General features: G+C 62.8%; 17 protein-coding genes, 1 tRNA gene and 1 pseudogene. 14 read left to right on the plus strand and 5 right to left on the minus strand.

Annotation, left to right across the window (positions count from 1 at the left end):
• Positions 1–424: 424 nt before the first annotated feature.
• The 5 genes and pseudogenes from K6I40_RS14325 to K6I40_RS14340 all read right to left on the minus strand — a co-directional run bounded on the left by K6I40_RS14325 (position 425) and on the right by K6I40_RS14340 (position 3,910).
• Positions 425–497 (minus strand) — tRNA-Gln (locus K6I40_RS14325).
• A gap of 40 nt (positions 498–537) precedes the next feature.
• Positions 538–1,278, minus strand: a pseudogene (locus tag K6I40_RS28460) (HNH endonuclease).
• 86 nt (positions 1,279–1,364) lie between these two features.
• On the minus strand, positions 1,365–2,510 hold the full coding sequence (locus K6I40_RS14330) for a pyridoxal phosphate-dependent aminotransferase (protein ID WP_222919714.1): 1,146 nt from the start codon (positions 2,508–2,510) through the stop codon (positions 1,365–1,367).
• Positions 2,507–2,941 carry a 6,7-dimethyl-8-ribityllumazine synthase gene (gene ribH / locus K6I40_RS14335; protein ID WP_222919715.1) on the minus strand — a complete coding sequence of 145 codons (435 nt, stop codon included), beginning with the start codon at positions 2,939–2,941 and terminating at the stop codon, positions 2,507–2,509. Before ribH ends, K6I40_RS14330 begins: the two co-directional genes overlap by 4 nt.
• Positions 2,942–3,076: 135 nt before the next feature.
• Positions 3,077–3,910: a DUF4097 family beta strand repeat-containing protein gene (locus K6I40_RS14340; RefSeq protein WP_222919716.1), complete on the minus strand. Its 834-nt coding sequence runs from the start codon at positions 3,908–3,910 to the stop codon at positions 3,077–3,079.
• A 262-nt stretch (positions 3,911–4,172) separates the two neighbouring features.
• On the opposite strand from K6I40_RS14340, the gene K6I40_RS14345 reads away from it, so the two are divergent.
• The 14 genes from K6I40_RS14345 to K6I40_RS14410 all read left to right on the plus strand — a co-directional run bounded on the left by K6I40_RS14345 (position 4,173) and on the right by K6I40_RS14410 (position 18,398).
• Positions 4,173–5,336: a 5-(carboxyamino)imidazole ribonucleotide synthase gene (locus K6I40_RS14345; RefSeq protein ID WP_222919717.1), complete on the plus strand. Its 1,164-nt coding sequence runs from the start codon at positions 4,173–4,175 to the stop codon at positions 5,334–5,336.
• A 78-nt stretch (positions 5,337–5,414) separates the two neighbouring features.
• Positions 5,415–6,053, plus strand: coding sequence for an AIR carboxylase family protein (locus K6I40_RS14350; RefSeq protein ID WP_222919718.1), 639 nt, complete (start codon positions 5,415–5,417; stop codon positions 6,051–6,053).
• A 282-nt stretch (positions 6,054–6,335) separates the two neighbouring features.
• Complete coding sequence (locus tag K6I40_RS14355; protein ID WP_006185419.1) at positions 6,336–6,740, plus strand: NADH-quinone oxidoreductase subunit A; 405 nt, start codon at positions 6,336–6,338, stop codon at positions 6,738–6,740.
• Positions 6,737–7,444, plus strand: a complete 708-nt coding sequence (locus tag K6I40_RS14360) for an NADH-quinone oxidoreductase subunit B (RefSeq protein WP_222919719.1) — start codon at positions 6,737–6,739, stop codon at positions 7,442–7,444. The genes K6I40_RS14355 and K6I40_RS14360 overlap by 4 nt, the downstream gene beginning before the upstream one ends.
• Positions 7,441–9,102, plus strand: coding sequence for an NADH-quinone oxidoreductase subunit D (locus K6I40_RS14365; RefSeq protein ID WP_222919720.1), 1,662 nt, complete (start codon positions 7,441–7,443; stop codon positions 9,100–9,102). Before K6I40_RS14360 ends, K6I40_RS14365 begins: the two co-directional genes overlap by 4 nt.
• Position 9,103: 1 nt before the next feature.
• Complete coding sequence (locus tag K6I40_RS14370; RefSeq protein WP_222919721.1) at positions 9,104–10,225, plus strand: complex I subunit 1 family protein; 1,122 nt, start codon at positions 9,104–9,106, stop codon at positions 10,223–10,225.
• Positions 10,222–10,683, plus strand: coding sequence for an NADH-quinone oxidoreductase subunit I (locus K6I40_RS14375; protein WP_222919722.1), 462 nt, complete (start codon positions 10,222–10,224; stop codon positions 10,681–10,683). Before K6I40_RS14370 ends, K6I40_RS14375 begins: the two co-directional genes overlap by 4 nt.
• Positions 10,684–10,722: 39 nt before the next feature.
• Positions 10,723–11,001 carry an NADH-quinone oxidoreductase subunit J gene (locus K6I40_RS14380; protein ID WP_222919723.1) on the plus strand — a complete coding sequence of 93 codons (279 nt, stop codon included), beginning with the start codon at positions 10,723–10,725 and terminating at the stop codon, positions 10,999–11,001.
• Positions 10,998–11,432 (plus strand): hypothetical protein, encoded by a 435-nt coding sequence (locus tag K6I40_RS14385; protein WP_222919724.1) that lies wholly within the window; start codon positions 10,998–11,000, stop codon positions 11,430–11,432. Before K6I40_RS14380 ends, K6I40_RS14385 begins: the two co-directional genes overlap by 4 nt.
• Entirely contained in the window at positions 11,429–11,734 is a 306-nt protein-coding gene (nuoK, locus tag K6I40_RS14390) for an NADH-quinone oxidoreductase subunit NuoK (RefSeq protein WP_006181260.1), read from the plus strand. The genes K6I40_RS14385 and nuoK overlap by 4 nt, the downstream gene beginning before the upstream one ends.
• Before the next feature lies 1 nt (position 11,735).
• Positions 11,736–13,784, plus strand: coding sequence for an NADH-quinone oxidoreductase subunit L (gene nuoL, locus K6I40_RS14395; RefSeq protein ID WP_222919725.1), 2,049 nt, complete (start codon positions 11,736–11,738; stop codon positions 13,782–13,784).
• The gene (locus K6I40_RS14400) at positions 13,781–15,304 is read left to right on the plus strand and encodes a NuoM family protein (protein WP_222919726.1); all 1,524 of its coding nucleotides are present in this window, start codon (positions 13,781–13,783) and stop codon (positions 15,302–15,304) included. The genes nuoL and K6I40_RS14400 overlap by 4 nt, the downstream gene beginning before the upstream one ends.
• Positions 15,304–16,851 carry an NADH-quinone oxidoreductase subunit N gene (locus tag K6I40_RS14405; RefSeq protein WP_222919727.1) on the plus strand — a complete coding sequence of 516 codons (1,548 nt, stop codon included), beginning with the start codon at positions 15,304–15,306 and terminating at the stop codon, positions 16,849–16,851. The genes K6I40_RS14400 and K6I40_RS14405 overlap by 1 nt, the downstream gene beginning before the upstream one ends.
• Before the next feature lie 47 nt (positions 16,852–16,898).
• Positions 16,899–18,398, plus strand: coding sequence for a DHH family phosphoesterase (locus K6I40_RS14410; RefSeq protein WP_222919728.1), 1,500 nt, complete (start codon positions 16,899–16,901; stop codon positions 18,396–18,398).
• Positions 18,399–18,594: the final 196 nt, after the last annotated feature.

Genomic DNA, 18,594 nt, shown 5'->3' on the forward strand with positions numbered 1-18,594 from the left:
TTCGACTCGTAATCGTATCCAACGACTGTGACCGCGTGCCCCGAAGTCAAGCTGCTGTCGGGTCCGCTCACCATAGATAGGACGATAGGCCTGTTCTTCTTTATGTACTTATGGATCGACAACGCAACACGAAATTGTCTATATCACTGACTATTAGGTTCCCAATCACGACGTCCAGGATTAATCGGAGTTTCGAGTATACCCGTAGAGTAGGCACATTTCGCGTCTGTGCTGAATGGAGGTCGACCAAAGACTATCGTTACCGGTTTTCCATTACTCGAAGGCAAGACGCAAGAGCAGCATTACGATCGCCGACTCGAGGACCATCACGCCCGTCCGGTACTTTCGATGTCCGACTCAAGAAACACAATATTGGATTCTACTCGAACAACATATATACTTAATTATGTACAGAAATTTATAATAGTCCCGGGCGGATTCGAACCGCCGTCATGGGCTCCAAAGGCCCATATGATTGGCCACTACACCACGGGACTTGACCTACGATACCCTGTTGTCGGTAGAACGGTTTATGAGTTATTGTTTCCCGTGAGTCGGAGAGGGTGAAAGAACGTCTATTATTTCAATTTCGGCGTATCGATGACAGCTTCGGCAAAGAGAAATGACGTTATCGAGAGTGTGTGCAAGCTACGGATCATTGAATTTTCGAACCGGGGTGATGTGATGAACGTCTGGTTCGTGGCCAATTTTCTCACGAGTGATACCGCAGTGCTGGCAGGTGTGATCGTCTCGTTCCAGTGCGTTCCGCTTTACGTCCCTCCAGCGACCATTGTATGCGTTTTCGGAGTCTCCCCATTGATCGGATAACCAATGGCTGAGACAGTTCTGACTGCAAAACCGGACCGGCTCCCGTTCAGCTTTCGACTTGAGGACAGTTGAGATCCGCCCACACCACTCACAGACCCGCTGTACTCGTTCTATATCGTAGTATTCGTAATAGGGTGTCCCGAGAAACACGTCGGCATCTTCGACGCAGTCCGAACAGTAGACTCCCGATTTGTCGGACGGATAGTATTTGAACGTCGATCCACAGCGATTGCACGACGAAATCTCCTTCCCGCCTTTCCAGTTCCCGTTGTGTTCCCCTGCGTTCGGATTACAGTCCTCGCAGAACTCGCGTCGCGCTTTTGGATCGTAGAACTCGAGCCCACAGCCGCGACACGTCCGATTCGGAAGTGGATCGTCGTGTACCTTCGTGTGGTGCTGTCGCATTCCTCGCTCGGTGGTCAGGGATTTCCCACACGTCGGACAGTCCATGCGGGGGGTGGCCTCGCCTTCGTATATAAACTGCGGCTGATCACGTGTGAGAAAGGAAATCGCAGGACCGATTGCAACAGGAGACGTTACAGGTAGCCTTCCTCGGCCAGCCGCTCGATACCCTCCTCGAGTCGTTCCTCGCTCGCGGCGTACGAAATCCGCGCGTAGCCGGGCGTGCCGAACGCGCTGCCGGGGACCGTCGCGACGTGAGCGTCTTCGATCGCGCCCTCACACCAGGCCTGATCGTCCGCATCTACCGGCAGCATCATGTAGAACGCACCCTCGGGCATGGCGACGTCGACATCGTATTCGGCGAGTAGGTCGATGACCAGATCGCGGCGCTCTTCGAACGCCTCGGTCATCTCGGTGACGGCGTCTTCGGTCTCGAGTGCCTCGAGTCCGGCGTGCTGGACGAAGTTCACGGCCGAGGAGACGGAGTGGCTGTGGAGTTTACCGGCCTGATCGATCAGGTCCTCGGGGCCGGCGAAGTAGCCGAGCCGCCAGCCAGTCATCGAGTAGGCCTTCGAGAACCCGTTGACAGTGACGGTGCGGTCGGCCATGCCCTCGAGTGTGCCGAGACTCGTCGGTTCGACGCCGTAAGTGATCTCCTTGTAGATCTCGTCGGAGATGACGGTGATGTCGTGCTCGACGGCCAGATCGCGGACGCCCTCGAGTGCTTCGTCGGAGTAGACCGCGCCGGTGGGGTTCGACGGCGAGTTGACGATCAGCAGTTCGGTCTCGTCGGAGACCGCGGCCGCGAGGTCGTCGAGCGCGGGCTCGAGCTGGAAGTCGGTCTCGGAGAGGTCGACGCGGGTCAGATCGCCGCCGGCCATCTTGACCATGGCCTCGTAGGAGACCCACGCGGGGTCGAGCAGGGCGACTTCGTCACCCTCGCCGATCAGGGACTGGACAATCTCGTACAGCGCCTGCTTCGCGCCGGGCGTGACGATGATCTCGTCCGTGCTGTGATCGAGGCCGTCGTCGGCCAGTTTGTCGGCGATCGCCTCGCGCAACTCAAGGATGCCGGCAGAGGTGGTGTAACCGGTGTGGCCGGCGTCCATCGCGTCCTGGCCTGCTTCGACGATGTTCTCGGGCGTGGGGAAGTCGGGCTCGCCGACGCTCAGGTCGACGACGTCTGCGCCCTCGGCCTCGAGTTCGGTGGCGAGTGCGGAGATGGCAAGCGTTGCGGACGGTTCGACTCGGTTTACGCGGTCAGTGAATTCCATCGTCATTGGTGGGAATCTACGGCGGAACTGGGGTCGGGTAGTTCGTCGACGAGATCGAGCGCGCCGTCGACGGCTTTTGCCGCGTTCTCGACGCGTTCGCGCGCCTCGGCGGCGGACATGCCGGGGCCCGTCACGCCGAGGGTCACGGGTGTGTCGCGCTCGAGACTCACGTCGGAGAGTCGCTGTGCGGTGGCGTCGGTGATCACCTGATCGTGATCCGTGTCACCGGTGATGACGGTCCCGATGACGGCGACGGTATCGACGTCGTCAAGGCGGGCGAGCCGGTCAGCGGCCAGCGGCGCATCGTACACCCCCGGGACGTGGACCGTCTCGTACACCTCGGCACCCGCGGCGGTGGCCGCCTCGAACGCCTCCTGCTCCATCTGCTCGGTGATCGGTCGGTTGAATTCCGCGACCACCAGTCCGAGCGTGGTCATAGGCGAGCGGTAGGGAGGGCAGGTAAAAGAGGTACCGTTCTCGAGCGACCGCTCCGGTATCCTCGCGGCGACACGTCGCCAGCAAAGCGACTCGTCGGTCGCGTACGGGCAGAAGGAATCGTCCGTGTCACGTCGTTATTCCTCGTCCGCGGCTCGAACCGTGATATCGCCGTTGGTCGTCTCGAGGCGGATTCGTCGCGTTCCATCGCCGAGCGTCACATCGACCGAATCGTCGCTCGAGGCGTTCATGTTGTCGAATCCCTCCAGTGAAACCGCACCGTTCGTCGTCAAGGCGCTGACGGTCGCATCGGGCGACGGCGGTGTGCGAACGGTGACCGCTCCGTTCGTGCTCTTGGCGATTACGTCGCCGTCGCTGTCACTGCCCGCTGCAGTGACCTCGATGTCCCCATTGGTCGTCTCTGCCCGAACGTCACCGCTGACGCCGACTGCCTGCACGGAACCGTTGGTGCTCTCTGCGACGAGTCCGCCGTCGATGCCCTGCACGTCGATTCGACCGTTCGTCGTGTCGGCTTCCAGTTCGCCGATCACGTCTCGGACGTTGATATCGCCGTTCGCCGTCGCCGCACTGGCGACTCGAACGCCGTCGGGAACCGTCGCCTCGAGGTCCAGTTTCGGATCGGGGCCGAACAGGAACGGAACGTCCTCCTGCCGTGCATTAATCTCAAGGTGACTATTGTCGCTGCTGGTCTCAACCGTCAGCGACTCGAGGGTGTCTTCGGTCGGGGCTGCCTTGCGACCGCGAACCTCGATCGCGTCCCCCTGCCCTCCCTCGACGGTCACCGAGCCGTTCTCACCGGACAGCGAGATCGCACTGTAGTCGTCGGTCCCGTACGTTTCGGTTACGATCTCCGTTTCCCCTCGGCCGGTCGCGAGACAGCCGGCGAGCGACGCGAGTATACCGAGGCCTCCCCCAGCGAGTACACGCCGTCGCGAGACGTTCGATCCCATACTCGTGTTTGTACATTGCCAAATCGATATATAGTACCGTCCAGTTTCCGACATAGGTCCTCTGCACGAAGATTTTTATAGGAAAGGAGTCCACCGGAATCGGGCAGTCCAGCCACTGAATGGAGTAGCCAGCCGGCATTCGAGTAGTTGCACGACGAGGCGAAGGTGGATTCTCGGGTGACGGGTCAGGTCGTCTCGAGACCCCCTTGAGCGGCAGGCCATTTGAGAATTCTTAAGCGCGGGTGACGACAATCGCCACGCAATGACGACGCTACAGACGCCGGGACCGACGATCGGCGTAGTCGGAGGGGGACAGCTCGGGCGAATGCTCGCCGAGGCGGCCGCGCCGCTGGGCGTCGAAGTGGTCGTCCTCGACCCGACGCCGGACTGTCCAGCCGCGCCCGTGGCCCGCGACCAGATCGTTGCCGGGTTCGACGACGAAGCGGGGATCCGCGAGCTCGCCGCGCGCGCCGACGTGCTCACCTTCGAAATCGAACTCGCCGATCAAGATGTGATGGACCGAGTGAGCGAGGAGACCGACACGCCCGTCCATCCGAAGCCGTCGACGCTCGAGACGATTCACGACAAACTCGTCCAGAAACGCGAACTCGAGGACGCTGGCGTTCCGGTACCGCCGTTCCGTGAGGTCGACGACGCCGCCGACGTTCGGGCGGCGATCGACGACTACGGCGCGCCGGTGATGCTCAAGGCCCGAACCGGCGGCTACGACGGCCGGGGTAATGTCCCCGTCGAGTCGAAAGCTGAAGCGGACGAGGCCCTCGAGTCGGTCGCCGGCCCCGCGATGGTCGAGTCGTTCGTCGACTTCGAGCGCGAGGTCTCGGTCATCGCGGTCAAGGGTAACGATGAGATCGAGACCTTCCCGATCGGGGAGAACGTCCACGAGGAAGAGATCCTCCGAGAGACGGTCGTTCCGGCGCGCTCGAGCGAGGCCATCACCGAGCGCGCTCACGCGGTCGCGCGCGACGTGCTTGAGGTAATGGACGGGCGCGGCGTCTACGGAATCGAACTCTTCGAAACGACAGACGGTGAGGTTCTCCTCAACGAGATCGCGCCGCGCCCGCACAACTCCGGCCACTGGACGATCGAGGGCGCTCAAACCTCTCAGTTCGAACAACACGTCCGGGCCGTCCTCGGCTGGCCACTCGGCTCGACTGCGCTCCGCTCGCCGACAGTGATGACGAATCTGCTCGGCGACGTGAGCGAGGAACGGCCCGCACAGCTGGACGATCTCGACGAAATCCTCGAGACGCCCGGTGCGAATCTCCACTGGTACGGCAAGCGGCAGGCCCGTCCCCTGCGGAAGCTGGGGCATGTGACGCTCTCGGCGGACGACGCCGACGCGTCGATCGACGAGTTACTCGAGACCGCGCGCGATCTCGAGGCCGCCGTGACGTTCCGCACGTAGTGCCGTTCGCCGTCGATCGCCGCGGCTGCTCGTCCCGTTCACCACTGTTTCAAGTCACTCCCCCGACGACCACCACCCATGAGCGACAGCGTCACCGAACTGATCGACCGCCTGCATGACGAAGCCCAGCAGGACCGTTCAGCGGAGGAAACACCCGATGTCGGGATCGTCATGGGGAGTGACTCCGACCTCGAGACGATGATGACTGGCGGCGAGCGCCGCGGCGCGTACGACGCCTTCGTGGACGAACTCGGCTTCGCCGAGCAGACCGATTACGAGAGCCCGCCCGACGAGCGGTTCACGTTTGAGACCTACGTCACCTCTGCCCACCGGACGCCAGACTTAATGACGGCTTATGCCGAAACCGCCGAGGAACGCGGCCTCGAGGTGATCATCGCCGGGGCCGGTGGGAAGTCCGCGGATCTGCCGAACATGACTGCATCGATCGCGTACCCGCTGCCGGTCATCGGCGTCCCGGTCCAAGAGAAGTCAGTTGATAGCGTCATCGGGATGCCGACCGGCGCGCCGCTGGTCGCGGTTGATGCGGGCAAGTCCTTTAACGCGGCGCTGTCGGCCGCACAGATCCTCGCCCGTCAGCAGGAGGACGTCCGCGATCAACTGGTCGCCTATCACGAGGCCCTACGCGAGGGCGTTGGGGACGTCTCTCAAGAACTCCACGACGGCGGAACGCCGGCGTTCCGGAACCAGGACCGGTAACCGACTGTTCGGACCCGGTGTCGGTCACATCGCAGTGGTCGATCGGTCAGCCGAATGAGTGTGGCCGCCAGAAATCATCGTTCGAACGTCCGATCGACCGATTTCGGTCGCGAGTAATACGCTATTACCGATCTGCTCACGTTCCATATAGCTATACATAATATACGGTGATTAATTACGTGAGTCTCCGCTCGCTGAAGTCGCGTTTCGGCCCGTGTTACCCCGAAAAACGAAGAATCAACCCTTATGTGCGTGCGGTTTGAAGCCTCGAACGTTACGGAGATGAATGATTGGATCGCTATCGGGGCGCTGGCGCTCGTCGGAGTACTGATACCGTTCGGGATGATGGCGGTATCATATCTCCTACGACCCACCGTGCCCGAAACGAGCAAACGCGCCACCTACGAAAGTGGCGAGATTCCGACCGGCGGAACGCGCATCCGGTTTAATATCCAGTACTACATGGTTGCATTGCTGTTCGTCGTCTTCGATATCGAGACCGTCCTGTTGTTTCCCTGGGCGGTCGCCTATCAGGATGCGCTCGCCGCGGATATCCCGCTCGTCCGTGCGCTCGGGCCGATGCTGTTGTTCGTCGCCATCCTGCTCGTCGGACTCGCGTGGGCGTGGCGTACGGGCGCAGTACAGTGGGCACGGACACCTCGCCAGCTGGAAACTGACAGACCATGAGTAGCGAACAACCACGCCAACAAATCTACGACAGCACCGCACCGTCGACCGACACCCGCGACTCGCGTATCGGTGAGGGTGCCGACGACCGCTTCAACTCCAAACTTCGCGAGGCCTTCGGGTCGACCCCGTTCATCCTCACGAAGTTCGACAAGTTCATGAACTGGGTGCGGGGCAACTCGATGTTCATGCTCCAGTTCGGGATCGCGTGTTGCAGCATCGAGATGATGCACACGTACGCGATCAAACACGACCTGGACCGCTTCGGGGCCGGGGTCCCGCGGGCCTCGCCCCGGCAGGCCGACGTGATGATCGTCCCCGGGACGATCGTCTCGAAGTTCGGCCCCCGTATGAAGCGGGTCTACGACCAGATGCCCGAACCAAAGTTCGTCGTCGGCATGGGCTCGTGTACGATCTCCGGCGGCCCCTTCCAGGAGGGGTACAACGTCGTCAAGGGAGCTGAAGAGATCATCCCAATCGATATCCACGTCCCCGGCTGCCCGCCGCGACCGGAAGCGCTGGTCTACGGCATCGCCAAACTCCAGGAGCGGATCCGCAACGGCGAGTCGACACCCGTCGTCGTCAAACCGTACGAACTCGAGGAGTTCGGCGACCTACCTCAGGACGAACTCATCCAGAAGCTCGCGGACGACATCGACGAGGAGGACCTCGTCATGCGCTATAACTGGGCTGATTCGCCATGAGCACGGGACTCGAGCGAGGGCAGCAGCCACCGGTCGACGTAACGGAAGACGAACTCACGGCACTGATCGGTGATCGCGCGCTCGCACGCGACGATCACCTGAATGCGCCGGGATTCGTCATTCGGCCGGACGACGTCCAGGACGTCCTCACAGACCTTCGAGACGAGGCTGGGTTCGACCACCTCGCCAATCTCACCGCCCAAGAGTACGCAGACCGGTATGAGTCGATCTATCACCTCCGGAAATACGCCGACCCGACGCAGGAGGTGTCGGTTGTCGTCCCGACGCACACCGACGATCCGGTCAGCCAGACCGCCGAGCCGGCCTTCCGGACGGCCGACTGGCACGAGCGGGAGGCCTTCGACCTCGTTGGCATCGACTACGAAGGTCACCCCGATCCGCGACGGATCCTCCTGCCCGAGACCTGGCAGGGCCATCCGCTCTCGCGGGGATACGACCAGGAGAAGCCACAGCTCGTGACGTTGACGGAACACGCCAACCCGGTTCAGCCGGACCATCACGACGACGAGTCGGACACGATGTTCCTCAACATCGGTCCCCACCACCCGGCGACCCACGGCGTGCTCCACATCGAGACGGTACTGGACGGCGAGACGGTCGTCGACGTCGACCCCGACATCGGCTACCTGCACCGCTGCGAGGAGCAGATGTGCCAGCAGGGGACCTACCGCCACCAGATCATGCCATACCCGGACCGCTGGGACTACGTCTCGGCCGGCCTCTTGAACGAGTGGGCCTACGCGCGCACTGCCGAGGACCTCGCGGACATCGAGGTCCCGGAGTACGCGCAGGTCATCCGGACGATGGGTGCCGAGCTCTGCCGGATCGCCTCCCACATGCTCGCGCTGGCCACCTTCGCGCTTGACGTCTACGGCGACTTCACCGCCATCTTCCAGTATGGGATGCGCGACCGCGAGGTCGTCCAGGACATCCTCGAGGACCTGACCGGCCAGCGGCTCATGTTCAACTACTTCCGGCTCGGCGGGGTCGCCTGGGATCTGCCCGAGCCCCGCGAGGAGTTCATCGAGAAGACGCGAGACTTCCTCGACGAACTCCCCGCCAAGGTCGACGAGTACAACGACCTGCTGACCAGCAACGAGATCTTCCAGATTCGGTGCCACGACACCGGGGTTCTCGAGCCCGATGTGGCCAAACAGTACGGCTGTACCGGGCCCGTCGCACGCGGCTCCGGCATCGATTACGACCTCCGGCGCGACGACCCCTACGGCTACTACGACAACCTCGAGTGGGATGTCGTCACCGAGGACGGCTGTGACAACTACAGCCGCGTCCTCGTGCGCATGCAGGAAGTCGAGGAATCCGCGAAGATCATCGAGCAGTGTATCGACCTGCTCGAGGACTGGCCCGAAGACGAGCGGACGGTCCAGAGCAACGTGCCGCGGACGCTCAAGCCGGACGCGGACACGGAGATCTACCGCAGCGTCGAGGGCGCGAAGGGCGAACTCGGGATCTACATTCGCTCGGACGGCACGGACAAGCCGGGCCGGTTCAAGATCCGGAGTCCGTGTTTCCACAATCTCTCGGCGCTGCCCGAGATGTCCGAAGGGGAGTACGTGCCGGACCTGATCGCGTCGCTTGGCAGCCTCGATATCGTGCTCGGGGAGGTGGACCGGTAGTATGACCGGTGGCCAGATCACAGGCGCGGCCGGCGGGTCACCCGAACTGCCGGCGGTGCCGCTGCAGGATACGGTCTTGCTCCCCGAGCGGATCGGCGAACTGACTGGACTCGATGGGTTCGGGCTCGGCGGCGAACTGCTCGCGACCTTTCTCGCCGCCTTCCTCATCGGCAATCTGATGCTCGCGATGACCGGCGTCGCGGGGCCGTGGGCGAAACGGAAGATAACCGCCGCGTTCACGGACCGGATCGCCGTCAACCGGCTCGGTCCGGCGGGACTGTTCATTATTATTGCAGACGCCGTCCGCCTCCTGTCAAAGGAACTGGTCATCCCCGAAAACGCGGATCGGCCCGCCTACGACCTTGCGCCGATCGTCGTCGCATCGTCGGCGCTGCTCGGCTTCGCCGTCATTCCGATGGGAAGCGGGATTCACCTCGCTGATCCGGAAGTCGGGCTGGCCTATGTCTTCGCCGTCTCGGGGATCGCGAGCCTCGGACTGGTGATGGCCGGCTACGCGTCGGCGAACAAGTACTCGCTGCTCGGCGGCCTCCGCGCGGTCGCACAGAACATCGCCTACGAGATCCCGCTGGTCATCACCGGGATGTCGGTCGTGATCTTCGCCGGGACACTACAGATGGGCGAGATCGTCTCGACACAGGCGGACCCACTGTTCACGATCGTGGGAATTTCGATTCCGTCGTGGTACGCGCTGGTCAACCCCTTCGCGTTCGTCCTCTTTCTGGTAGCGAACTTCGCAGAGGTCGGTCGCAACCCCTTCGACACGCCGGAGGCACCGACTGAGATCGTCGCCGGGTATCAGACCGAGTACTCCTCGGTCTACTTCGTGCTGATCTACCTCGGGGAGTTCCTCCACATCTTCCTTGGCGGTGCGATAATCGCGACGATCTTCCTCGGTGGGCCTGCCGGGCCCGGACCGGCGGCGCTCGGCATCGTCTGGTTCATCATTAAGATCTGGGCGGTATTCTTCGCGACGCAGTGGCTGCGTTCGGCGGTTCCCCGCGTCCGGATCGACCAACTGATCGAGATCGGCTGGAAGGGACTGCTCGTCCTCTCCTTCGCCAATCTCGTCTTGACCGCGGTAATTGTGGGGCTGATAGCATGATCGGGATACTCAAATCGATGGCAACGACGATGAAACACGCACTGGACGGCTCTACCTTCACAGTAGAGTATCCGGAGACCGCACCCGACGTCTCGCCGCGCTTTCGCGGCGTCCATAAGTTCAGTCAGGAGCGGTGTATCTGGTGTCGCCAGTGCGAGAACGTCTGTCCGAACGACACGATCCAGATCGTCACGAACGATCAGCGACAGGGCGAACAGTACAACCTTCACATCGGGCAGTGTGTCTACTGCCGGCTCTGTGAGGAGGTCTGCCCCGTCGACGCCATCCTGCTCACGGAGAATTTCGAGTTCACCGCGGACACGAAACACGATTTCGTCTACAATAAGGAGCAACTGAAGGCTGTACCGTGGTACAAGGACATCGACCCGCTCGCAGCCCGCGAACCCGACCGGGGCGCGTGGGTCGGTGAGGGTGAGGGAGAGGTCGACTACCAGTAACGGGTCCGCCCGTCCCGTAAACGGGCACTATCAACAAACATGAACTACGAGCTGATCACGTTCGCGCTGTTTGCCCTCGTGACGCTGGCCAGCGCGGTGGGTGTCGTGCTCATGCAGGACCCGTGGCATTCGGCGCTCCTGCTTGGCATAGCGCTTCTCAGCGTGGCGGTCCACTACGTGATGCTGGCGGCCGAATTCGTCGCCATGATGCAGGTCCTCGTCTACGTGGGCGGGGTCCTCGTCCTCATCACGTTCGCCGTCATGCTGACCCAGCGCGATGAATCCGACGCCGACGCAGACGAGGTGGTACAGGCATGACGACCGGTCCGAAACTCCGACTCGGTAAGACGCTCGTTCCGGGACTGCTCGCGGTCGGGCTGTTCGGCGTGATGGCACTCATCGCGCTGAACACGACCTTCGAGCCGATGACTCAGGCCGCGGGGGCCGGCTTCCCCGATGACGTCTCGATCACGGCCGAACTCGGCTACGCCCTGTTCGGCTTCGACGAATTGCAGACGATCGGCGGCACGGAACCGTTCCTCGCCGCCGTCTTGCTCGTCGCGGTCGCACTCGATGCCGCGCTTGACGCCTCGCTCGTCCTCGCGAAACGCGAGGAGGGCGGCGAACCCGTCGCCGCGCTCTCGAGCACCGAGGCCTCGAGCAGCGAAGGACCAGAGCCAGCCGTCGCCGATGGCGGAAAACGCTCCGACAGCGGTTCCCAGACCGAGACGGGAGGTGAGAATCGATGACCGTCGACGTGCAGTACTACGTGCTGCTGTCGATGGCAGTGTTCTGTATCGGCCTGTTCGGGGTACTGACGCGTCGCAACGCACTATTGTTCCTGATGTCCGTCGAACTCATGCTGAACGCGGCCAACATCAATTTGATCGCGTTCGCGTTCTATCACGGCAACCTGACGGGGCAGTTGTTTGCGCTGTTTACGATGGCGCTCGCTGCTGCCGAGGTAGCCGTCGGACTCGGGATCATCCTGGTGCTGTACCGAAACTTCCGTGATGTCGACGTCACGGTTCCAACGACGATGAGGTGGTAAGATGGCAGCAACAGCAACAGGACCGTTCGGATTCGCACCGGCAATCGCCGTGTTCCCGCTCGTGGCGTTCGTGATTACGCTCCTCTTCGGCAGATACCTGCCCAAGAAGGGCGCGCTTCCAGGCATCCTCGCGACAGCGGGCTCGCTCGTCATCTCGCTAGTGATGGTCGCGGCGGTCGCGGGCGGTAACGCACATCACACGACGCTGTATGAGTGGACGGCCGGCGCGGCTGCGAGCAAGACCGGGCCCGAGACGATCGCGTTCACGTTCGGGATCCTGATCGATCCGCTCTCGGCGCTCATGCTCGTGATCGTCTCGCTGGTCGCCTTGCTCGTCCACGTCTTCAGTCTCGGCTACATGAACGCCGAAGGGGAGACCGGGCTTCGGCGGTACTACGCCGAACTCGGCCTCTTTACCTTCAGCATGCTCGCCTTCGTCTTGGCGGACAACCTGCTGATGGCGTTCATGTTCTTCGAACTCGTCGGGCTCTGTTCGTACCTGCTGATCGGGTTCTGGTTCCGCACGGAATCGGCCCCCTCGGCCGCGAAGAAGGCGTTCCTGGTCACCCGATTCGGTGACTACTTCTTCCTGATCGGGGTCGTCGCCATCGCGGCGACGTTCGGCACGGTCGGCTTCGCCGGCGAGGAGTCGTTCATCACCGCCGCCGAAACGGCGATCGATGACGGCACGACCCTGTTCGGCTTCGACGCCGAGACCTGGGTGACGATCACCGGACTGCTCGTCCTCGGCGGGGTCCTCGGCAAGTCCGCGCAGTTCCCCTTCCACACCTGGCTGCCCGACGCCATGGAGGGTCCGACCACCGTCTCCGCGCTCATTCACGCGGCGACGATGGTCGCGGCCGGGGTCTACCTGGTCGCCCGGATGTTTGGCTACTACGCGCTGAGTCCGACCGCGCTGGCGATCATCGCCTTCGTCGGTGGCTTCACCGCGCTGTTCGCCGCGACGATGGCCGTTGTCAAAGACGACATCAAACAGGTGCTGGCGTACTCGACGATCAGCCAGTACGGCTACATGATGCTCGGACTCGGCGTCGGCGGCTATGTCGCCGGGGTCTTCCACCTGATGAACCACGCCTTCTTCAAGGCGCTCCTATTCCTCGGTGCCGGTGCCGTCATCATTCTGATGCACCACGAACAGGACATGTGGGAGATGGGCGGGCTCAAAGACAAAGCGCCCGTCACCTACTACACATTCCTCGCCGGCGCGCTCGCGCTCGCGGGGATCGTCCCCTTCTCGGGCTTCTGGTCGAAAGACGAGGTGCTGTTCGACGCCCTCGCAGTCGGTTTGGAGCAGCCGATCATCCTCGCGGCCTACGCGATGGGGCTTCTCGCCGTATTCTTCACCGGCTTCTACACGTTCCGGATGGTCTTCCTGACCTTCCACGGCGAACCCCGGTCGGAGACGGCCGAAGACCCACACTCGGTCAGCTGGGCCGTCAAGGTCCCGCTGCTCGCGCTCGGGACGCTCGCAGCCGTCGCCGGGTTCGCGAACCTCGCGCCCGTTGCCGAACTGCTCCACGCCGACATCACGTTCCTCGAGTTCTGGCTCGACGGCGAGTACGGGTACGTCGAGGGACTGACCTACCACGCATACCACGAGACGGTGGCCTTCGAAGAGGGCTATATCGGCTCCGAGACGACGACAATGCTGTTGAGCGCAGGCCTGTCGCTCGGGCTTGCGCTGGCCGGCGCGTTCACGGCCCACACGCTGTACAACGTGCCCGAACCGGACCGACACATGCAGAAACTCGGCGGCGCGTACCGCGTCCTGAAGAGCAACTACTACCAGGACGAGTACCAGGTCTGGATCGCAGAGGGACTGACGCTGCCGCTGGCTCGAGCGGCCGACCGCTTCGACCAGACCGTCATCGACGGGGTCGTCAACGGAACGTCGACGGTCAGTCTGTTCGGTAGCGATCGACTGAAACGGGTACAGACGGGTATCGTAACTAACTACGCGGCGCTGTTGGTGGGCGGGTTCATCGGCTTACTGCTCGTCCTCGGCTATATCGGAGGGTGGTTCGCATGATGATAGAAGCGCTTATCGCTGTCGCACTGGTCGGCGCGCTGGTGACGTTCGTCGCGCCGAATCGAATCGCCGGCAAACTCGCGTTCGCGATTAGCCTCGTTCCGGCAGCGCTCAGCCTCTGGCTGTTTGCTGCCTTCGACGGCAGCGGGAACGCCTTACTCGACGGCGAACTGGCGTTTGAATCGCAGGCGGCGTGGCTCGAGATCGGCAACCACTCGATTTCGTGGTTCGTCGGTCTTGATGGGATCAGCCTGCCGCTGGTCGTCCTGACGACGATCCTCTGTACGCTGGCGATTGTCAGCTCGTGGACACCGATCGACGACCGGGAATCCCAGTTCTACGGGCTCATCCTCTTCATTGAAGCGAACCTAATTGGCGTCTTCTCGGCGCTTGACTTCTTCCTGTGGTTCGTCTTCTGGGAGGCAGTCCTGATCCCGATGTATCTGCTGATCGGCATCTGGGGCGGTCCACGCCGGAAGTACGCCGCGATCAAGTTCTTCGTCTACACAAACGTGGCGTCACTGGTGATGTTCGGGTCGTTCATCATGCTCGTCTTCGGGCTCGGTGACTCCGTCACCTCCTTCGCGCTGCCCGAAATCGCGTCGGCGATGGTCAACGGCGGACCCGAGGGCCTCTTCGGACTCGGCGGAACGACCCTGGCATCGGTCGTTTTCATCGGGATGTTCCTTGGGTTCGCGGTGAAGGTGCCGATCGTCCCCTTCCATACGTGGCTGCCCGACGCTCACGTGGAGGCCCCGACGCCGGCCTCGATACTGCTGGCCGGCGTTTTGCTGAAGATGGGGACCTACGCACTGCTGCGGTTCAACTTCACGATGTTCCCGAACCAGGTCGAGACCTACGCGATTCCGATCGCTGCGATCGCCGTGATCAGCGTCATCTATGGCGCGATGCTGGCGCTCGCCCAGACCGACCTCAAACGGATCGTCGCCTACTCCTCGGTCTCGTCGATGGGCTACGTCATCCTCGGACTGGTCGCCTATACCCAGTTCGGGGTCGGCGGCGCGACCTTCCAGATGGTCTCCCACGGCCTGATATCGGGACTGATGTTCATGGCCGTCGGCGTCATCTACAACGCGACCCACACGCGGATGGTCACCGACATGTCCGGGATGGCAGACCGGATGCCGATCGCAGTGGGCATACTGATCGCTGGCGCGTTCGGATACATGGGGCTGCCGCTAATGAGTGGCTTCTACGGCGAGTTCACGATCTTCTTCGGGACCTTCGGCTCCGAGTTGCTCGATTACTCGCCGCTCTTTACCGCGGCGGCGATGTTCGGCATCGTCATCGTCGCGGGCTACCTGTTGTTCGCGCTCCAGCGGGCGGTGTTCGGACCGTATCGACTCGAAACCGACTACGAAGTCGGCCGCGCACCCATGCACGACGTCGCGTCGATGGTCGTACTGCTGGGACTCATCATCCTTCTGGGCGTGGCTCCTGACCTGATCTTCGACATGATAACCGACGCAGTCGACCCGATCATCAGAGGTGGTCTCTGATGGCGGTTCTTGAACTCCCCGACTGGATGGCACTCGCACCGGCGCTGATCCTAGCGGGGACGGCGCTCGTCCTGTTCCTGATAGACAGCATCGACCCGCACTCGACGAACCGCACGCTGCTTTCCGGTACCGCCATCGTCGGCTCGCTGTCGTCGTTGGCCGTCGCCGTCTGGTACACCGCTGCCGGCGTCGGCGCGACTGGGATCGAGAACTACGGCGTTATCGACGTCATGAACGGCCAGTTCGTCGTCGACCAACTGGCGCTCTACTTCATGATCATCATCTCGGTCGTCACGGCCCTCGTCACGGTGGCGAGCCACGACTACCTGCGGGACCACACCTATCAGGCTGAGTACTACTCGCTGGTCGTCCTCGCGGCGACCGGGATGTCGATGATGGCCGCCTCGAACAGTCTCGTGACGATCTTCATCGCACTCGAGCTGACGAGCCTGCCGTCGTACGCGCTGGTCGCGATCCTGAAGGACAATCGCGGCAGCGTCGAAGCGGGCCTGAAGTACTTCCTGATCGGGGCGCTGTCGTCGGCGATCTTCGTCTACGGCGTCTCGCTGGTCTACGGCGCGACTGGCTCACTGCAACTCGAGGCCATCGCAACTGAGGTCGAGGTCATCGCTGAGAACGCCGGGACCGCCGACGAGATGGGTGGCTTGCTCGGACTGGGCATCCTGATGTTGATCGGCGGCATCGCGTTCAAGACCGCGAGCGTTCCCTTCCACTTCTGGGCCCCCGAGGCCTACGAGGGTGCGCCCGCACCGATCTCGGCGTTCCTCTCCTCGGCCTCGAAGGCCGCCGGCTTCGTGCTCGCGTTCCGCGTGTTCACAACGGCGTTCCCGGTCGGGGCGACGGCCGACATCATCGGCGTCGACTGGACGCTGGCGTTCGCCATTCTCGCGATCGTCACGATGACGCTCGGGAACTTCGCGGCGGCGACCCAAGAGAACGTCAAGCGGATGCTCGCCTACTCCTCGATCGGCCATGCCGGCTACGTGCTGATCGGGCTCGCGGCCCTCTCGGCCGAGGGCGGCGAACTCGTCATGGGCGCGGCCATGATGCACCTGCTGGTCTACGGCTTCATGAACACGGGCGCGTTCCTGTTCGTCGGACTGGCCGAACACTGGGGCGTCGGCCGGACCTTCGAGGACTACAACGGCCTCGCAGAGCGGGCACCCTTCGCCTGCGGCGCGATGGCAATCTTCATGTTCAGCCTCGCGGGGGTCCCGCCCTTCGGCGGCTTCTGGAGCAAGTACCTCCTCTACACCGAGACGATCAATGCGGCGGCGGACAACACGATCTTGCTCGCCCTCGCCGCCGCGCTGGTGATCAACAGCGCGCTCTCGCTGTACTACTACTCGCGGCTGGTCAAGGCGCTCTGGATCGAGGAGCCGCTCCTCGATCGTGACCGCCTCGCACAGCCCACCGGCCTCTACGCGGCCATCGTCGCCGCAGCCGTCATGACGGTCGTCATCCTGCCGGCGTTCGGTCCGATTGCCGACGCTGCACTCGAGGCGGCCGCCGCGGTCGTCGCCTGACGGGAGACCCGGTAGCTTTTACCCGTCGCGGTTGCAAGCCGCGATAAATGGTTTTCCGGCTCGTGCTCGGCTGTGGGACCGTCTGCCGACAGGTCATAGAGCAACTGTCCGAGCGCGACAGCGACCGACTGCTCGTTATTACCGCCGACGAGGGCATTGTCGAGACGTTGCGCGACGAGAGCGTGCCGGCTCGCAGTGCCGACCCATCCGACCCCGACGCCATCGCGAACGTCGACCCGCCGGACGTGATCTTCGTCGGCAGCGACCGTACCGACGTCAATCGAACCGCACTCCAGGGCGCGCGGGATCGCTTCCCCGAGGCATCGATCGTGGCGTATCTGGGCGGGAACGCGACGGCGGCGGATCGCGACCGGTTCGACGAGTTGGCGGACACCGTCGTCGACCCGACGACCGCGCTGGCCGATCGGGCACTCGACGGCACGGCAAGCTCGTTGGCCGAATCCGCCATCGAACTCCGAGAGCAACTCACGGACATCGATGGCCGGCTGGCGGTCGTCGCCCACGACAATCCCGATCCGGACGCGCTCGCAAGCGCCGTTGCACTCGTCGCCATCGCAGAGTCGGTCGGCGTCGATGCCGACGCCTGTTACTTTGGCGAGATTTCACACCAAGAGAACCGGGCGATGGTCAACCTCCTCGAGTTAAACCTGCGAAACTTGTCTCACGACGATTCGCTCGGGGAGTATTCGGCCTTCGCGCTGGTCGACCACTCCCGACCCGGCGTCAACGACCAGCTCCCGTCGGACCTCCATGTCGACATCGTCATCGATCACCATCCACCTCGCGGCCCGGTCCCCGGGGAGTTCGTCGACCTCCGACAGGGTGCGGGCGCGACTAGTACCGTCCTGACCGAGTACCTCGAGCGATTCGATCTCGACGTCGATGCCGCGACCGCGACGGCGCTGCTGTATGGGATCCGGGTCGACACGAACGACTTTACCCGGGAAGTCTCCCCTGCGGACTTCCGCGCCGCGTCGCTGCTGTGGCCCCGCGTCGACACGTCGCTGCTGGACCAGATCGAGCAGCCCTCCCTCGAGGGTGAGACCCTCGAGACGATCGCCCGAGCGATCAAGAACCGAGTACAGCGCGATTCGGTGGCCGTCGCCAGCGTCGGGCGGATCGGCGACCGGGACGCGTTGCCCCAGGCGGCCGACCAATTACTCACGATGGAGGGCATTGAGACGACACTCGTCTTCGGGTTCGCCGAGGAGATGGTCTTTCTGTCAGCCCGGTCGCGGGCGGCGGACGTCGATCTTGGTGAGACGCTCCGGGACGGGTTCAACCGGATCGGCAGCGCCGGCGGCCACGCCGACATGGCCGGCGCACAACTCCAGATCGGAATTCTGGGCAGTGCAGACGATGAGAAGGAGATCGAGTCGATCGTTAGCGTCGTCGAGGAAGTGATCACGAACCGCTTTTTCGAGGCGATCGAGACGCGGCCGGGAGTTCCGGTCGGGGCCTACACACAAACCAGCGAGTGGCTGTTCACCCAGCGTGGCGAGCCCGAAGACGGCGAGTCGGCATGATCTAGCCGATCGTAGCGCGGGTTCCGTATTTGGGAACGAAGCGGTCGTTTCGAAGGAATAGTGCGGATGTGTCGGAGATCGCATCGCTGTCTCACTTCGATCTCTCACCGTTCAACGAGTTGCGCTCTTGTGACCTACCGGGCGAGAATGCCACCCCACGATACTCTTTTCATGCTTGCACTCATCGATCTATATA

The organism is Natrinema sp. SYSU A 869 (assembly GCF_019879105.1).
Classification (GTDB): Archaea; Halobacteriota; Halobacteria; order Halobacteriales; family Natrialbaceae; genus Natrinema.

What these genes read in the sequence shown, in the direction of transcription:
- K6I40_RS14365 (WP_222919720.1), top strand. Translation starts at nt 7,441, where the DNA reads ATGAGCACGGGACTCGAGCGAGGGCAGCAGCCACCGGTCGACGTAACG.
- nuoK (WP_006181260.1), top strand. Translation starts at nt 11,429, where the DNA reads ATGACCGTCGACGTGCAGTACTACGTGCTGCTGTCGATGGCAGTGTTC.
- ribH (WP_222919715.1), bottom strand. Translation starts at nt 2,941, where the DNA reads ATGACCACGCTCGGACTGGTGGTCGCGGAATTCAACCGACCGATCACC.
- K6I40_RS14345 (WP_222919717.1), top strand. Translation starts at nt 4,173, where the DNA reads ATGACGACGCTACAGACGCCGGGACCGACGATCGGCGTAGTCGGAGGG.
- K6I40_RS14360 (WP_222919719.1), top strand. Translation starts at nt 6,737, where the DNA reads ATGAGTAGCGAACAACCACGCCAACAAATCTACGACAGCACCGCACCG.
- K6I40_RS14330 (WP_222919714.1), bottom strand. Translation starts at nt 2,510, where the DNA reads ATGACGATGGAATTCACTGACCGCGTAAACCGAGTCGAACCGTCCGCA.
- K6I40_RS14355 (WP_006185419.1), top strand. Translation starts at nt 6,336, where the DNA reads ATGAATGATTGGATCGCTATCGGGGCGCTGGCGCTCGTCGGAGTACTG.
- nuoL (WP_222919725.1), top strand. Translation starts at nt 11,736, where the DNA reads ATGGCAGCAACAGCAACAGGACCGTTCGGATTCGCACCGGCAATCGCC.
- K6I40_RS14405 (WP_222919727.1), top strand. Translation starts at nt 15,304, where the DNA reads ATGGCGGTTCTTGAACTCCCCGACTGGATGGCACTCGCACCGGCGCTG.
- K6I40_RS14380 (WP_222919723.1), top strand. Translation starts at nt 10,723, where the DNA reads ATGAACTACGAGCTGATCACGTTCGCGCTGTTTGCCCTCGTGACGCTG.
- K6I40_RS14350 (WP_222919718.1), top strand. Translation starts at nt 5,415, where the DNA reads ATGAGCGACAGCGTCACCGAACTGATCGACCGCCTGCATGACGAAGCC.
- K6I40_RS14340 (WP_222919716.1), bottom strand. Translation starts at nt 3,910, where the DNA reads ATGGGATCGAACGTCTCGCGACGGCGTGTACTCGCTGGGGGAGGCCTC.
- K6I40_RS14375 (WP_222919722.1), top strand. Translation starts at nt 10,222, where the DNA reads ATGATCGGGATACTCAAATCGATGGCAACGACGATGAAACACGCACTG.
- K6I40_RS14410 (WP_222919728.1), top strand. Translation starts at nt 16,899, where the DNA reads ATGGTTTTCCGGCTCGTGCTCGGCTGTGGGACCGTCTGCCGACAGGTC.
- K6I40_RS14385 (WP_222919724.1), top strand. Translation starts at nt 10,998, where the DNA reads ATGACGACCGGTCCGAAACTCCGACTCGGTAAGACGCTCGTTCCGGGA.
- K6I40_RS14400 (WP_222919726.1), top strand. Translation starts at nt 13,781, where the DNA reads ATGATGATAGAAGCGCTTATCGCTGTCGCACTGGTCGGCGCGCTGGTG.
- K6I40_RS14370 (WP_222919721.1), top strand. Translation starts at nt 9,104, where the DNA reads ATGACCGGTGGCCAGATCACAGGCGCGGCCGGCGGGTCACCCGAACTG.